Source organism: Bacillus sp. cl95 (assembly GCF_900115925.1).
Taxonomy (GTDB): domain Bacteria; phylum Bacillota; class Bacilli; order Bacillales; family Cytobacillaceae; genus Neobacillus_A.
The window spans coordinates 353,161-368,552 of the sequence record NZ_FOYF01000004.1; the positions used below are offsets into that span (position 1 = coordinate 353,161).

The window sequence follows — 15,392 nt, forward strand, 5'->3', positions numbered from 1 at the left end:
CTGTCGCACTCGCATCAACAAAAAAGCCGGCAGATGTCGTATCTTGCCGGCTTTCCCTATCATTACAACTCGGTTTAACGTTTCTTTATTTCCTGCATAAGCAACTTATTTACCAAGCCAGGATTCGCTTGTCCTTTTGTCGCCTTCATCATTTGTCCAACGAGGAATCCAATTGCCTTGTCTTTTCCATTCTTGAAATCATCAACTGATTGCGGGTTTGCATCAAGCACATCAGCAACGATTTTCAATAATGCACCCTCATCGGAAATCTGAACCAACCCTTTATCTTTGACAATTTTCTCAGGGTCGCCACCATTTTCAATCAGTTCTTTAAAGACTGTTTTAGCAATTTTCGTTGAGATTGTACCATTCTCGATGAGTTTAATTATTCCTGCTAACCCTTCCGGTGTAAGAGCGACATCTGCAAGTTCCTTTTGTTCAGCATTCAAGTAAGCTGAAACCTCTCCCATAATCCAGTTTGAAGCTTGCTTCGCCTCAGCTCCAGCCTTTATGGTTGCCTCAAAGAAATCGGAAAGTTCCTTCGTTGCTGTCAAAACAGCGGCATCATATGGTGGAAGTCCAAGTTCTTCAACGTAGCGTTTTTGACGTTGGTCAGGTAATTCGGGAATCTCAGCACGAATGCGTGCTTTCCAATCCTCATCAATATAAAGATCGAGCAAATCCGGTTCAGGGAAATAGCGATAATCATCAGAACCTTCTTTTACCCTCATAAGAATCGTTGTATTGGTCGCCTCATCATAACGAAGTGTTTCCTGACCAATAGTTCCGCCGCCTCGCAACACTTCCTCTTGACGCTTCTCCTCATACTCAAGCCCTTTACGGACAAAGTTGAATGAGTTTAGGTTCTTCAATTCCGTTTTTGTGCCGAATTCCTCTTGGCCTTCTGGGCGGAGAGAAATATTGGCATCACAACGAAGAGAACCTTCCTCCATCTTGCAATCGGACACTTCTGTGTATTGAATAATAGATTTCAGCTTCTCCAAGTACGCGTACGCTTCATTCGGAGTACGAATATCAGGTTCAGAAACAATTTCGATCAATGGTGTACCTTGTCTGTTTAAATCTACAAGAGAGTAGCCTTTAGCATGATTAAGCTTTCCTGCATCCTCTTCCATATGTACACGGGTGATGCCGATTTTCTTTTTATAGCCATCCACTTCAATTTCAATCCAGCCATTTTCTCCAATCGGTTTATCAAATTGCGAGATTTGATAGGCTTTTGGATTGTCTGGATAAAAATAGTTTTTGCGATCGAACTTTGTATGCGTGGCGATTTCACAATTAAGCGCCATTGACGCTTTCATGGCATAATCTACCACCTTCTTGTTCAATACTGGCAACACTCCAGGGTAACCGAGTTCGATGACGCTTGTATTCGTATTCGGTTCTGCTCCGAAGTGGTTAGGACTCGCCGAAAAGATTTTAGATTCCGTTTTTAACTCCACATGAACTTCCAGTCCGATGACTGTTTCATATTTCATCTTGTTCCCCCCCTTACAATGCCGGTTTCTGTTTATGGAATGTAGTTGCCTGTTCATAAGCATGGGCGACACGATAAATCGTACTCTCATCGAAATGCTTACCAATGATTTGCAAGCCTAGTGGCAGCCCGTTTTCAAAACCGCAAGGCACTGATATTCCAGGCACACCTGCAAGGTTTACTGGAATCGTTAAGATATCGTTTGCGTACATCGTCAGAGGATCGCTCGTTTTCTCACCTAGCTTAAAGGCTGGCGTTGGTGTTGTCGGTCCAACGATGACATCATATTTTTCAAATACTTGTTCAAAATCCTGCTTGATTAAAGTTCTAACTTTCTGAGCCTTTTTATAGTAAGCATCGTAATAACCAGAACTTAAAGCAAATGTTCCAAGCATGATGCGGCGTTTCACTTCGTCACCAAAGCCTTCCGCGCGTGTTTTGCTGTACAATTCCAGCAAGTTTTCGGCATTCTGTGTACGATAGCCAAATCTAACTCCGTCAAAACGCGCCAGGTTTGCCGAAGCTTCCGAAGAAGACAATAAATAATACGTTGCGAGCGCATACTTAGAATGCGGTAGTGAAACTTCTTCCCAAGTCGCTCCAAGACCCTCAAGAACCTTTAATGCTTCTAATACAGACTGTCTGACAGCTTCATTTACACCTTCTCCGAGGTATTCCTTTGGTACAGCAATACGAAGTCCTTTTACATCCCCCGTTAATGCTTCACGGTATTTGGGTACAGGTACATTTGCTGAAGTTGAATCCATTGGATCAATACCCGAAATCGCTTCTAGCAAAAATGCGTTATCCTCTACCGTTCTAGTAATCGGACCAATTTGATCAAGCGAGGATGCAAACGCCACAAGTCCAAAGCGGGAAACTCGTCCGTACGTAGGCTTTAAACCAACCACTCCACAAAAAGATGCAGGTTGGCGGATGGATCCTCCTGTATCAGATCCTAATGAAAAAAGAACTTCTCCTGCAGCAACCGCCGCAGCTGATGCACCTGAAGATCCACCAGGAACCGTTTCTAAATTCCAAGGATTACGCGTTTGCTGAAATGCCGAGTTCTCATTGGAAGACCCCATCGCAAACTCATCCATATTTAATTTTCCAATCGTAATCGTTCCAGCTTGATTCAACTTGTTTACAACGGTTGCATCATAAATAGGATCAAAATTCCCAAGGATTTTACTCGCACAAGTTGTTCGTAAGTTCTTTGTAACGAGGTTATCTTTTAATCCGATTGGCATACCGAATAAAAGACTTTCCATATCAGATTGTCCATCCATTTTGGCAGCTGCTTGGCGGGCACGTTCTTCATCTAGCGTCAAGAACGCTTGTACCTTTGAATCTACTTCACTAATTCTCTTATATGACTCATTAACAAGGTCACTCACACTTAATTCTTTTTTATGTATGAATTCGTGCAACTCAGATACACGATGGTCAAATAAACTCACTTTCGTTCCCCCTTATTCACCTAAAATAGACGGAACTTTGATTTGTCCATCCTGATGCTCAGGTACGTTTCTCAGTACCTCTTCCCTCGGCAATCCTTTTTGCGGAACGTCCTCACGCATGACATTTTTCATATCCAGAACGTGTGAAGTTGGTTCTACATTCTCAGTATCCAACTCATTCAATTCATCAGCAAAAGAGATGATCGCATCTAACTGCTTCGTAAATTCTACTGCTTCTTCATCTGTAATAGCCAATCTAGCCAGCTTGGCTACATGTTTTACTTCTTCCAGTGAAATTCTCGACATTGCGTACACCTCCATCAAGTACTATAAATATTAATAACGATCATACCAAACTTTTCCGCTTTAAATCAACGATCAAGAGACTCTCTTAGTACATCTACTGCAGCCTTTACTTTTTCAATATTTTCCGGATCCGCATGATGCTGACGTGCATACATCAGGACAGGCCTCAGACTCTCCACCGATCTCCCTAATTCGTACATCCATTCATATCTTGGCACCATCCAAAGATGGAAATGATGGGTCGTGTCTTCATTGTAAAAATAGTAAACATGCTCAATCCCGAGTTCTTTTCTTTGGGCAGAACGAATTTTGCGAATCAGTTGCAGATAATCTTCCGCTTCTTCGTCGGTCAATTCATCCATACTGTAGAAATGTCGTTTTGAGGCCAAAATAACCAATCCTGGAATCGGATAGGCAATATCTTGATGGGCATGAAAAAAAGGCGTCTCCTTGATGACCCCTCCGGTTGCTTCCACTAAGCCATTGGCGACAGAACAACTCAAACACTTTGTTTCAACTTCTCTTCCATCTGCAAACTGAATTTTTCGCATTTTATATCCCTCTTTTAGACATTTTTTCTATTATACAACTCTATTTTCGGAAAAAATAGAGTTTTTAGATATATGTCTACAAAATGAAAAAAAGTTTGCTACGGAGTCCCTTATAAGAAAAACGCAAGCGCCCTCGGCACAAGTGAAAAACACTTGTGCCTGCGATGTTTTTCCAAGGAGCTTTCCTTTATGTTAAGCCCCCGAATCACGAAGTTCATCCTCGAAAAGGCTATCGCCTTTTCTTCGTGCGATGATGATGCTGCCGAAGCGTTCCTTGTCCTGATTTCTGAAGTGATTTGGCTTATGACCAAAATTGTTTTGGCTTTAGAAAACAATTAAGGTTGTTTCGGCTTTAGGAAACAACCCCAATGGGCTGGGCGCTGTAGCTAGAAAGCTATCTCCGTTAAATTTCTTTCTTATCTAATTAAAAAAGGCACTCCGAAGCATTCTGCAAAATCATCGGTGGAACATCTTCCCAAGGAATGAGAATAACCCTTTTTTATTTTCGGTTTTTTTTATCGACTGCTCTCCAAGTGTCTTTTTTACAATTTCAATATTTTCTTTATCAATCGCATGATCATATGCCAGAACTAGCCCTATGTCACTATCGTGCTCTTGATTGGTCACCATTTTATACGGTAATTTATATTTCTTCGCGAGCTTCACATACTTTGCCAAGTTGTTGTAGCCCATATTTCCATTTAAGAGGACTTGGGCTCCACCGTTTTCTTTCATCAACGTTTCGATCTCAGTATATGTTCCCTTTTCATAAACTTGAGCTTTTGTTAGGACAGCAACAATCCGTTCCCGAATAGTCCCCAAGTATTTTCTTCGCTCATCTGGATTGATTTCTTTAGGTCCGTGTATACCTTGCTGCAAGATTTCATCAACATTCTGCTTGTTCATCATGCAAACTCCCTTCGAAAAAACTACTATTATGTATGATAGTTCCCCCAAAAGGGTGTCTTTAAAAGAAATACTTCTTCAAATAGAACTTAGTGATCGCCATATATTCGCGAATGTACGATTTTGGAACAGCCACTAATGGGGTTTCTGCCGGTAATCCGACCACTTCTAGGTTCTTGTCTTTTGCAATTTCAACTGCACGAAAAATATGAAAGTCATTTGTAATTAAGATACCGCTATTTGCTTCGTCTGGTATGTAAGCCTTGGAGTTTTCAACGTTTTCATATGTATCAGTCGACTCATCTTCGAGAATAATTCGCGATTCCTCTATTCCTTGTTTCAATAATTCTCTTCTGATTGATTCTGCCTCAGAGATTTCTTCCCCGGGTCCTTTTCCTCCGGATGCAATCACGATCGTTTTCTTATTTTTCTTTGCATATTCAGCCGCAGCATCAATTCTGCATTTTAAAGCTAGAGAAGGAACCGTCCCCTTCACTCTTGCCCCAAGAACAATCATGTAATCAGCATTTTCCGGAACGTCTCCCTTACTAGCTTGCACAATTTGAAAATGCAGTACAGCGACATAGATGAATCCTAATCCGACTATCCCTAGAATGATTTTTTTCAAACCCTCTCACCTCTTATCCAAATTGTACCACTTAGAATAAACTGTGTGATAAAGAAAATTCTATGTCAATAAATAAAAACAGTGCTGCTTCTTTGATTGAAGCAACACTGTTTTACGGAATTATTTTTCGTGGAATTGGGCTTCTTCCGTGGAACCTTTTAATGCAGTTGTAGATGAAGTCCCACCCGTGATGACCATGGATACTTGATCGAAATAACCTGTTCCTACTTCACGCTGATGGCGAGTAGCTGTATAGCCATTTACTTCACTAGCAAACTCTGCCTGCTGCAGTTCAGAATAGGCAGCCATACCGCGATCTTTATAGCCTCGTGCCAATTCAAACATACTATGATTGAGAGCATGGAAGCCTGCTAATGTAACGAACTGGAATTTGTAGCCCATCTTACCGAGTTCCACTTGGAACTTTGCAATGGTGTCATCATCCAGTTTCTTTTTCCAGTTAAAAGAAGGCGAACAGTTATAGGCCAGCAACTTGCCAGGATATTTCTCATGAATAGCTTCGGCAAATCGTCTTGCCTCTTCCAAGTCTGGCTCTGAAGTTTCACACCACACAAGGTCAGCATAAGGTGCATATGCCAATCCTCTTGAGATAGCCTGATCAAGACCTGCATTCACACGGAAAAATCCTTCTGTAGTCCGTTCTCCAGTGATAAACGGTGCATCGTATGGATCGACATCACTCGTAATCAAATCTGCCGCATTCGCATCTGTACGCGCAACTACTAGAGTAGGGACTCCCATCACGTCAGCTGCTAGTCGAGCAGCAATTAAATTGCGGACTGCTGTTTGCGTCGGCAACAGCACTTTTCCACCAAGATGACCGCACTTTTTTTCAGATGATAGCTGGTCTTCAAAATGTACACCCGCTGCCCCTGCTTCAATCATTGCCTTCATCAATTCAAATACGTTTAACTGTCCACCGAACCCGGCTTCAGCATCTGCCACAATCGGAGCGAACCAATCGATTGTATTATCTCCTTCAGAATGTGTGATCTGATCTGCACGTTGAAGCGCCTGATTGATGCGCTTTACAACACTCGGAACACTGTTTGCAGGGTAAAGACTTTGATCAGGATACATATTTCCTGAAAGGTTTGCATCTGCCGCAACTTGCCAGCCGCTCAAGTAAATGGCTTTCAATCCTGCTTTCACTTGTTGTACTGCTTGATTTCCTGTTAAAGCACCAAGTGCATTGACAAAATCCTCTTCATTCACAAGTTTCCAGAGCTTTTCTGCACCCCTGCGAGCAAGTGTCTGCTCAATATCGACTGATCCTCTTAATTTAATGACTTCCTCTGCTGTATATGGACGCTTTACCCCATTCCAACGTGAATCTAATTCCCAGCTTTCCTGTAACTGCTTTACCCTAACATCATTCATTCTTCTTTCCTCCTAAAATAGTCATCACATTTTAAGACGCAGGCAGATTCGCCCCAACATCATGTTGGCAGCGTTGTTGTTCTTGAAGATGAAATTCCGGTCTATGTGTGGGTCTGTTTTATAACAGCAACTTAGAAGTTTTATATAATCGGTTGCCTTTGTTATAAAACAGTTATAATTTACATGTTTGTATTATATAACAGAGTTTTCGGAATGTGAACCGAAAATTATAAAAATATCCAAAAAATTTTCGACTCAAATAAAAAGACCATCTCTCTACTGGAAATGATCCTTTAACTCTCCATATAAAACTTCAAATTCTGCTTCGCGATTGTCTGTCTGAAAAAATTCATGTTGGGCAATTGCTATAAGAAGCTTTCTTTTTAAAGCAGGATTCTCAATCTCTTTCAAAATCCATTGGCGTTTTTGAAAGAGAAAATCAAGATAGCTCTCGTACCGTTCGTCAAACTGGGATTCCAGTTGCTGCTTAATTTTTTTAGCTAAAATCGGACTTGCACCATCAGTGGAAACTGTGATGGTTAATCTACCCCGTTTTAATAGTGATGGATTCTTGAAGTCAGCTTCATCTGGATGGTCCGCCATGTAAACAAGTTGCCCCTCCTTTGCGGCAAGCTTGATTTCACTATTTAGGCTTGGATCATCTGTCGCAGCAAAAATGAGAAAGGCATCTTGAATGTCCTCTTTGAGAAATCTTTTCTCATGCCACTGTATGTTTTTGGCTTCCGCAAGTTTCAATAATTCGGCTGTTACAGTGGGGCTGACGACGGTTATCTTTGCTTTTTCCGGAAGCAAACCGAGTACTTTGCGTTCGGCAATAGCTCCGCCTCCAATTACGACCACTTTCTTATTTTTTAATTGGAGCATGATTGGATACATCGATTGCACCTCGTTTCTGCGCAGATTATTCGTTCACGTTAATGTACTTTTTGTGACAGTACTCGATCAATGTCCTGTTATTTTAGATAACATCCCTTGCTTCGAAAACTCTCTGTACAACCAAATTGGTCAATTTTTCATCCAAACCAAGCGGATCGCACATCACCACTACTTGATCGCTACTGTTTTTGATCGTTAACTCTCGAAAGAACAATAAATGTGGAAAAACAAACACTTTATTTCGGCAATCCGCTATCCTCATTTCCCATAAAGGAGACTGCTTCAAATACCCTGTGACAACGTCCCCATCAATCATCGCCGCCAATTTATCAAATTCAACAGCTGCTTCCGAATCTCTACTACCATGAGCTACAAGTAAAACTGATTCGTTCTCTCTCTCACCATAACCACACTGTAACAATCGTTCATTAATGATTTGAGCTACTATCCAATCCGCCCCTAAAGGCCTCCCGTAGCAGAACTCAATCCTTGGATGTGTATCCTTAGCCGCTTCAATTTCGGATGGTATATCAACGTTGGAATGAACACCAGGCATAAGTAATACAGGCATCACGGTGATGCTAGTCGCTCCTTTTCTTACACAACGGTCAATTACCTCCTCAATGGAAGGACGAGCATTCTCAAGGAACGCATGCTCCTGCAATGGGAATTCTACTTTCATCTTTACCTTTTTTATAAAATCTCTAAATTTTTCGTTCGATGATGCTAAGCGGCTGCCATGCCCGACATAAATAATCGCCTTCATCCATTCAACACCGCCTCCATTACCCCTTGTTTAGTCGGTTGTATCGCCATCTCATTTGGAATAATGCCGTAAGTTGCTGCCGCCCTTTTCGTCTTCTCTCCCATACAAACGACTTTCAGATTCAAGAACTCATCCCGGTTCATTCCACAAACACTTAATCCCTCCATGAATGCTGTGACAGCAGCAGAACTCGGGAATATGACTGTATCCAAATCTGCTTCATCTACCATTCTTTTAAAAATATCAAAGTATTGAGTGTCCAACTTTTTGATGCTGGTCGTCCATACGTCATGATCAGCAGAGTATATAGCACTGTCACCTACGATTAACAGTTGACCTTCCACCGATATTTCCTTTACTAGCTTAGCTAGAAATCCACGCTCTCCTAATGCACGAATACTTTTAGTAGAAGATCCGTAAAAATTTGCTCTCAACGTACGAACATCTAATCCTAGTGAAAAAATGCTTTTAAAAAAGTCTTCCACGCTTTCTGGCGACGTAAACAGAATTCCCTCATATTGATGAATTCGCTTGAAAATATCTTGATTCACGGGTACCATCTCTTTTCGCCACTTCGGAAATTCAATGATATCAGCTCCATCTTGTGCAAGTTTTTTGGCGAGTTCACTTTGTCCTGTACTAGTACGCGCCAATAGAATCTGACGACCGTATAGTGGTTTCTTTTCAAACCAGCTGATTTTTTCCCTCAAAGCGATGACCTCACCTACTAGAATAATAGATGGGTTTTGAAAATTGGCAGCAGCCGCTTCGGCAGCAATGTCCTCCAATGTTCCTTCCAGCGTCTGTTGACGGCTAAATGTCCCCCATTGTATGAGAATGACTGGAGTGGAAGCAGACTTCCCATGCGAGATAAGGTTTTCACAAATGAAAGGCAGGTTTCCAACTCCCATATAAAAAGCAATTGTATCTACTCCGCGAACAAGACCTTCCCAGTCCAGCAGCGGTTTTCCTTCCGCTGATTTGTCATGCGCCGTTACAACGGCAAATGATTCGGCGTACTCGCGATGGGTAACGGGAATGCCCGCATAGAGAGGTGCTGCCACGCCTGAAGAGATTCCAGGCACAATTTCAAATGGGATATCGTATTGAGCAAGAGCAGCGGCCTCTTCGCCGACACGTCCGAAAACGCCTGGGTCGCCACCTTTTAGACGAACAACTTTTTTTCCTAATAGGGCCTTTTCTACAAGGAGATCATTGATGGCTTCTTGTCTGAGAGTATGACGGTCTGGCAGCTTGCCACAGTAGATAAGTTCGCAATCATCCGGGGCAAACTCTAGCAATTTTGGGTTAGCCAAGCGATCATATAAAATGACCTCCGCTTCTTTCATTGCTTCCATCCCTTTTATCGTCATCAAACCTATATCACCAGGACCCGCTCCTACAAGAAATACTTTTCCCATCTTCATCTCGCCCTCATCCTTCCAGGTTCTACTTTTCTATCAATATATAAACCGTATCTTCTTCTACTGATACCGGGTACGTTTTTGCCTGTCCCTTATCGGGTGCCTGCACTTTCCCATCCCTTAGAGAGATTTTCCAATCATAGACTGGACAAAATACATATTCGCCACTGATAAGTCCCTCTGTCAGCACCCCACCTTTTGGATGGGGGCTGCGATTTTCTATCGCCCACACTTCGCCATTTGTGAGCTTGAATAAAGCTATCGATTCCTTACCAATCTGAACGGCAACTCCTGTTCTAAATGGCATCTCAGAGTAAGTCGTTGCAGCCACTTTCGTCATCGTTCCTAACATCACTTTCACTCCCTAGACTTAGATTTATAGTTTATGAGTCGTGTAATATTTGTCTTGAATGTTTTGATTTTCGACCGCTTCACTCCAAGGCTCTTCATAGCGCTCAAGTGTTTTGTCGACCCTTTCGTTTAAAGCTTTGCGCTTGGCTTCATCAGCAAGCACTTCTTTTACATGATCAAGACCGACACGATCAAGCCACTTAGAAGTCCTTTCGAGGTAATTGGCCGTTTCACGGTAGTATTGTAAATAGGCACCTGTTATCTCCATCACTTCTGCCTGTGTCTTCACTGTCATGAGCAAGTCCCCGGCACGAAGGTCCATTCCTCCATTACCTGCCACATAAATTTCCCAGCCTCCGTCGATACCGATAAAGCCGATATCTTTAATGCCACTTTCCGCACAGTTTCGCGGACATGCTGAGACACCCATTTTCACTTTGTGCGGCGTATCAAGACGCTCGAATTTCTTTTCCAGCTCGATGCCAAGAGCCATCGAATTTTGTGTCCCATAGCGACAGAACTCGGCTCCCACGCAAGTTTTGACCGTTCGTAAGGTTTTGCCATAAGCATAACCTGAAGGCATATCGAGATCTTTCCAGATGTCAGGTAAGTTTTCTTTCTTGATTCCAAATAAGCCAATTCGCTGTCCACCAGTCAGTTTGACTAGAGGTACATTATATTTCTCCGCTACAGCGGCAATCTTTTTCAAATCTTCTGCACTTGTCACGCCACCATACATCCTTGGTACAACAGAGTAGGTTCCATCCTTTTGGATATTGGCATGCATTTTCTCATTTACTAGGCGAGAATCGCGATCATCACGATGGGAGTCAATATTGACCATTCCAAGGAAGTAATTGATGGCTGGACGGCACTTTATGCATCCCTCTTCCTGTTTCCATCCGAGTACGTACATGACTTCCTTGATGCTCGTTAAGCCCTTTTCCTGAATTTCAGCGACAATTTCATCGCGACTTAAGGCGGTGCAGCCACAAATTCCTGTTTTGAGAGGAGCTGCTTCATATCCTTCGCCCAATGTGTGTGCAAGAATATCAGAGATAAGTGACTTACAACGTCCACATGAACGCCCTGCATTTGTACAGCCGCCAACCTGTTCAACCGTAGTCAATTCGTTTGTACGAATAGCTTCCACGATCGTTCCTTTTGTCACACCATTACAGCCGCAGACAAGCTCGCTATCAGGCATCGCCGCAATACTCATTGCTTCACCTTCTCCACCAGCCGGAGGCAAAAGTGACATGCTTGTCAAACCGCTGATATCTTCTTTTTCTTGAAGCATTCGGAACAGCCTTGTGCTGTCCTTCGTATCACCATAAAGTACAATGCCTACGATTTGATTATTGCGGATAAGTACTTTTTTATAAATTCCATCAAACTCATTGTGGATTTTGATTGCCTTTGTTGAAGGATCGTCCAATATTTCACCTGCTGAGAAAAGATCTACCCCTGCTACCTTCAATTGAGTTCCAGTGACAGAACCTGCATACGGTTTTGTATCAATACCTGCTAACTTGGCAGCAAGCACTCTTGCTTGATCGTACAATGGTGCAACAAGTCCGTAGGTGATTTCACGGTGTTCCGCACACTCCCCAACGGCGTATACATTTTTCATGCTTGTTTCCATGAAATCATTGATCACGATTCCTCGATTGACATAGATGCCGGCATCTTTAGCAAGAACCGTGTTAGGCTTGATGCCAATTGCCATTACGACAAGATCGGCACTTGTTTCGGATCCATCTTTAAAACGAACTCCTGTGACTCTGCTTTCTCCTAAGATTTCAACCGTTTCTTTTTCCATCAAAAAGTTCATACCCTGTGCTGCCAATTCTTTTTTCAGCATATTGGAAGAAGTAGGATCAAGCTGACGCTCCATTAAGTCAGGCATTAAGTGAACGACATCCACTTCCATCCCTAAATTCAGCAATCCTCTTGCTGCTTCAAGGCCCAACAAGCCTCCACCAATGACCACTGCTTTTTTATATTTCTTGGCCGCCTCGATCATCATTTCCGTGTCAAGAATATCTCGGAAACCTGTCACTCCTTCTTTAGCAGCTCCAGGTACCGGTAAAATAAACGAGCTGGAACCCGTTGCCAAAATGAGCTTGTCATAAGGAGCTATTTGTCCATTTTCCGTATAGACTACTTGCTTTTCTGGATCAATTTTACTTACAGCATCTCCAGTTGAAAGTTGAATATCATTTCTCTTATACCAATCGAGTTCGTTCATGATAATTTCCGAAAATGTAGCCTCACCCTGTAAAACGTTAGACAACTTGATGCGATTGTAGTTAGGGTGAGGTTCGTTACCAAATATCGTTATCTCGTAAGCCTCAGGAGCATTCTTGATTAGTTCTTCAATCGTCCGTACTCCTGCCATCCCATTTCCGACCATGACCAATTTTTGCTTGTTCATTGTTCATCCTCCTAAAAGGTGTTAGTTTGCTCAATATTTCACAATCATTGTCTTAAAAAAAGCACATCACGTACCTCGTTATTTAAATATGTTTTCTATATGCTTACATTGTAATCCCCTACATTCGTTCGTGTTTGTGAAGTACGTCACACCAAAACAAACTATGTGAATGAATTCACATCTTTGTCATTTTGTTGTGATGATTTGTACACATTTTGATTTCCAGTGAACAGCAGTCTTACATTTGACAAATGGTTATTATTGCAACACAATTTGTATAAGAAATCCTGTCCGCAATGAAGGAGATAATATGAACGAAAAAACGAAAGCATTATATGAATACTTAGTTGAAAACGCCGTTAGTTTCACGGGTGATTGGCAAAAACGACAAGATTTGAAACCTGGATCGGACTATTCTGCAGATGCTCCAATAGAACGAGCAAAGCAAGTAACAGAACAAAATACTTTATACGTCAAGATTGTGGCTAAGTCTCTTTTGCAAACAGAAAACGAAATGAAGGAATCGATTTCAAACTGGACGAGTCAAACCGCAGCACACCGCGTCAATTCTAAAACACCGTTAAGTGATGTTGCTAAAAACTCCGGCATCTTCCGCCGCGTGTATTGGGAATATATAAAGAAGTTCATTAAAGAGACGGATTTGGAAATTAACGTAGATGATATATTGGCTTGGGAAGAAACAATCAACTATACGTTGGATTATGTATTGGAAACATTCACTGCTAATTTCATGGAGATCTTGCTTTCACGTTTGAATGCACAAGCATCCTTGATCATGGAATTAAGTACTCCCGTCATACCACTCTCCAAAGAAATTGGTTTGCTGCCTATTATCGGGGATATCGATACAACCAGAGCCAAATATATTTTGGAATCAACCCTTGAGCAAAGTGTGGAATTGAAGCTTTCCCATCTCATCATCGATGTTTCAGGCGTTGTTATGGTCGATACAATGGTTGCCCATCAGATTTTCAAGATTATCGATTCCCTAGGTCTCATCGGTGTAGAAGCTACCTTGCTCGGCATTCGCCCTGAAGTAGCACAAACAGCCATTCAATTGGGAATTAATTTTAATAATGTGCGCACGGAGAATTCTTTAAGCAAGGTACTAAAAAAGCTCAATTACCATCTCTAATTCAAAGGAACACAAAAAACCTCCAATTGGATTGGAGGTTTTTTAAATACTCTTTATTAGAACATTTCAGAAGTAGTCTTAGCTTGCATGTGAAGAAGCAAGTAGTCTGGACCGCCCGCTTTTGAATCTGTACCTGACATGTTGAATCCGCCGAATGGCTGGTATCCAACGATTGCGCCTGTACAGCTACGGTTGAAATAAAGATTTCCAACGTGGAAGTCTTCGCGTGCCTGCTGGATTTTTTCACGATTTCTCGTAATGACAGCACCAGTTAAGCCATACTCTGTATTGTTAGCAATTTCGATTGCATGCGTGAAATCTTTAGCCTTTGTGAAACCAACGACTGGTCCAAAGATTTCTTCCTGCATTAAACGAGCTTTAGGATCAAGGTCAGCAACAATTGTTGGCTTAATGAAGTAACCTTTTGAGTCGTCTCCCTCTCCACCAGCAACAATCTTGCCTTCTTCTTTTGCGATCTCGACGTAGCTCATGATCTTGTTGAAAGCTGCTTGGTCGATAACTGGACCAGCAAATGTACCTTGCTCTTCAGGATTTCCAACTGTTAATTCGTTAGTCAATTGAACCACTCGGTTTAACACTTGGTCATACACATCTTCAACGATTACCGCACGTGAACATGCTGAACACTTTTGTCCTGAGAAGCCGAACGCTCCTGCCACGATTGATTGTGCTGCCAATTCAAGGTCTGCTTCACTATCAACGACGATTGTGTCTTTTCCGCCCATTTCAGCGATTAGACGCTTCATCCAGATTTGACCTTCGTTTAATTTTGAAGAACGTTCAAAAATACGTAAACCAACATCACGTGAACCTGTGAAGCTGATGAAACGAGTGTCTTTGTGGTCAACTAAATAGTCGCCCACTTCAGCACCGCTACCTGGAACGAAGTTAAGAACGCCTTTAGGTAGTCCTGCTTCTTCCATTACTTCTACGAATTTCGCTGCAACAATCGGAGTTGTTGAAGCTGGCTTTAATAGAACTGTGTTTCCTGTTACAATCGCTGCTACTGTTGTACCAGCCATAATTGCAAACGGGAAGTTCCAAGGAGAAATGATGATTCCTACTCCTAATGGAATGTAGTCATAGCGATTGAATTCGTTTGGACGACTTTCAACCTTAACACCGTCTTTAAGGATTAGCATTTGTCGTGCATAGAATTCTAAGAAATCGATTGCTTCAGCTGTATCTGCATCAGCTTCTTTCCATGGCTTTCCAGCTTCTTTTGTTAAAAGAGCAGAGAACTCATGCTTGCGGCGACGGATGAGCGCAGCTGCTTTGAATAGCACATCTGCACGTACTTCAGGCTTAACCTTTTTCCAAGTCTTGAAAGCTTCTACAGCAGACTGCATTGCTTTTTCTGCAAGGTCGCGATTTGCTTTTGAAACGCGGCCGATAACTTCTTCTTTATTTGATGGATTGTATGAAGTAATTTTTTCTTCAGTAGAAATCTTTTCTCCGCCAATGATTAAATCGTAATCTTGACCTAAGTAACCATTAACTGTTTCCAATGCTTTTAAGTAAGCCTGACGTTCACCTTCCACATTAAAATCCGTGAACGGTTCGTGTTTGTAAGGTTGTACCAAC

At 42.0% G+C, this 15,392-nt stretch carries 15 protein-coding genes; 2 read left to right on the forward strand and 13 right to left on the reverse strand.

Features of this window, described 5'->3' with window-relative positions:
* Window positions 1-74: 74 nt before the first annotated feature.
* From gatB to BMZ31_RS13795, 4 genes are all read right to left on the reverse strand, one after another.
* Window positions 75-1,502: an Asp-tRNA(Asn)/Glu-tRNA(Gln) amidotransferase subunit GatB gene (gene gatB / locus BMZ31_RS13780; RefSeq protein WP_090832363.1), complete on the reverse strand. Its 1,428-nt coding sequence runs from the start codon at window positions 1,500-1,502 to the stop codon at window positions 75-77.
* Window positions 1,503-1,515: 13 nt separating this feature from the next.
* A complete protein-coding gene (gatA, locus tag BMZ31_RS13785; protein ID WP_090832364.1) occupies window positions 1,516-2,964 on the reverse strand; it encodes an Asp-tRNA(Asn)/Glu-tRNA(Gln) amidotransferase subunit GatA in 1,449 nt (482 codons plus the stop codon).
* A 12-nt stretch (window positions 2,965-2,976) separates the two neighbouring features.
* A complete protein-coding gene (gene gatC, locus BMZ31_RS13790) occupies window positions 2,977-3,270 on the reverse strand; it encodes an Asp-tRNA(Asn)/Glu-tRNA(Gln) amidotransferase subunit GatC (protein WP_090832366.1) in 294 nt (97 codons plus the stop codon).
* Window positions 3,271-3,335: 65 nt separating this feature from the next.
* Window positions 3,336-3,821, reverse strand: a complete 486-nt coding sequence (locus tag BMZ31_RS13795) for an HIT family protein (protein ID WP_090832368.1) — start codon at window positions 3,819-3,821, stop codon at window positions 3,336-3,338.
* A gap of 189 nt (window positions 3,822-4,010) precedes the next feature.
* Between BMZ31_RS13795 and BMZ31_RS20400 the strand changes: the two genes are divergently transcribed.
* The gene (locus tag BMZ31_RS20400; protein ID WP_175478111.1) at window positions 4,011-4,160 is read left to right on the forward strand and encodes a hypothetical protein; all 150 of its coding nucleotides are present in this window, start codon (window positions 4,011-4,013) and stop codon (window positions 4,158-4,160) included.
* Between the two features lie 117 nt (window positions 4,161-4,277).
* On the opposite strand, the gene BMZ31_RS13800 is transcribed toward BMZ31_RS20400, so the two are convergent.
* From BMZ31_RS13800 to nirB, 8 genes are all read right to left on the reverse strand, one after another.
* Window positions 4,278-4,730, reverse strand: a complete 453-nt coding sequence (locus tag BMZ31_RS13800) for a YueI family protein (protein ID WP_368086649.1) — start codon at window positions 4,728-4,730, stop codon at window positions 4,278-4,280.
* 58 nt (window positions 4,731-4,788) lie between these two features.
* Window positions 4,789-5,355 carry a YdcF family protein gene (locus tag BMZ31_RS13805; protein WP_175478112.1) on the reverse strand — a complete coding sequence of 189 codons (567 nt, stop codon included), beginning with the start codon at window positions 5,353-5,355 and terminating at the stop codon, window positions 4,789-4,791.
* A gap of 120 nt (window positions 5,356-5,475) precedes the next feature.
* Window positions 5,476-6,756 (reverse strand): isocitrate lyase, encoded by a 1,281-nt coding sequence (gene aceA / locus BMZ31_RS13810; protein WP_090832372.1) that lies wholly within the window; start codon window positions 6,754-6,756, stop codon window positions 5,476-5,478.
* 276 nt (window positions 6,757-7,032) lie between these two features.
* Window positions 7,033-7,653 (reverse strand): NAD(P)-binding protein, encoded by a 621-nt coding sequence (locus tag BMZ31_RS13815; RefSeq protein ID WP_254778815.1) that lies wholly within the window; start codon window positions 7,651-7,653, stop codon window positions 7,033-7,035.
* A gap of 82 nt (window positions 7,654-7,735) precedes the next feature.
* A complete protein-coding gene (locus tag BMZ31_RS13820) occupies window positions 7,736-8,419 on the reverse strand; it encodes a sirohydrochlorin chelatase (RefSeq protein WP_090832374.1) in 684 nt (227 codons plus the stop codon).
* Window positions 8,416-9,846 (reverse strand): uroporphyrinogen-III C-methyltransferase, encoded by a 1,431-nt coding sequence (gene cobA, locus BMZ31_RS13825; protein ID WP_090832375.1) that lies wholly within the window; start codon window positions 9,844-9,846, stop codon window positions 8,416-8,418. Before cobA ends, BMZ31_RS13820 begins: the two co-directional genes overlap by 4 nt.
* Before the next feature lie 22 nt (window positions 9,847-9,868).
* Window positions 9,869-10,195: a nitrite reductase small subunit NirD gene (nirD, locus tag BMZ31_RS13830; RefSeq protein ID WP_090832377.1), complete on the reverse strand. Its 327-nt coding sequence runs from the start codon at window positions 10,193-10,195 to the stop codon at window positions 9,869-9,871.
* Window positions 10,196-10,219: 24 nt separating this feature from the next.
* Entirely contained in the window at window positions 10,220-12,631 is a 2,412-nt protein-coding gene (nirB, locus tag BMZ31_RS13835; RefSeq protein WP_090832378.1) for a nitrite reductase large subunit NirB, read from the reverse strand.
* A 310-nt stretch (window positions 12,632-12,941) separates the two neighbouring features.
* Here nirB and BMZ31_RS13840 point away from each other — a divergent pair, with 310 nt between their 5' ends.
* Window positions 12,942-13,787: an STAS domain-containing protein gene (locus BMZ31_RS13840; protein ID WP_090832380.1), complete on the forward strand. Its 846-nt coding sequence runs from the start codon at window positions 12,942-12,944 to the stop codon at window positions 13,785-13,787.
* A gap of 56 nt (window positions 13,788-13,843) precedes the next feature.
* Here the strand turns inward: BMZ31_RS13840 and pruA are convergent, their stop codons facing one another.
* Window positions 13,844-15,391 (reverse strand): L-glutamate gamma-semialdehyde dehydrogenase, encoded by a 1,548-nt coding sequence (gene pruA, locus BMZ31_RS13845; protein WP_090832382.1) that lies wholly within the window; start codon window positions 15,389-15,391, stop codon window positions 13,844-13,846.
* Window position 15,392: the final 1 nt, after the last annotated feature.

Coding starts and splice junctions, on each gene's coding strand:
- gatB (WP_090832363.1), bottom strand. CDS start 1,502: ATGAAATATGAAACAGTCATCGGACTGGAAGTTCATGTGGAGTTAAAA.
- gatC (WP_090832366.1), bottom strand. CDS start 3,270: ATGTCGAGAATTTCACTGGAAGAAGTAAAACATGTAGCCAAGCTGGCT.
- BMZ31_RS13795 (WP_090832368.1), bottom strand. CDS start 3,821: ATGCGAAAAATTCAGTTTGCAGATGGAAGAGAAGTTGAAACAAAGTGT.
- BMZ31_RS20400 (WP_175478111.1), top strand. CDS start 4,011: ATGTTAAGCCCCCGAATCACGAAGTTCATCCTCGAAAAGGCTATCGCC.
- BMZ31_RS13800 (WP_368086649.1), bottom strand. CDS start 4,730: ATGATGAACAAGCAGAATGTTGATGAAATCTTGCAGCAAGGTATACAC.
- aceA (WP_090832372.1), bottom strand. CDS start 6,756: ATGAATGATGTTAGGGTAAAGCAGTTACAGGAAAGCTGGGAATTAGAT.
- BMZ31_RS13815 (WP_254778815.1), bottom strand. CDS start 7,653: ATGTATCCAATCATGCTCCAATTAAAAAATAAGAAAGTGGTCGTAATT.
- BMZ31_RS13820 (WP_090832374.1), bottom strand. CDS start 8,419: ATGAAGGCGATTATTTATGTCGGGCATGGCAGCCGCTTAGCATCATCG.
- cobA (WP_090832375.1), bottom strand. CDS start 9,846: ATGAAGATGGGAAAAGTATTTCTTGTAGGAGCGGGTCCTGGTGATATA.
- nirD (WP_090832377.1), bottom strand. CDS start 10,195: ATGTTAGGAACGATGACGAAAGTGGCTGCAACGACTTACTCTGAGATG.
- nirB (WP_090832378.1), bottom strand. CDS start 12,631: ATGAACAAGCAAAAATTGGTCATGGTCGGAAATGGGATGGCAGGAGTA.
- BMZ31_RS13840 (WP_090832380.1), top strand. CDS start 12,942: ATGAACGAAAAAACGAAAGCATTATATGAATACTTAGTTGAAAACGCC.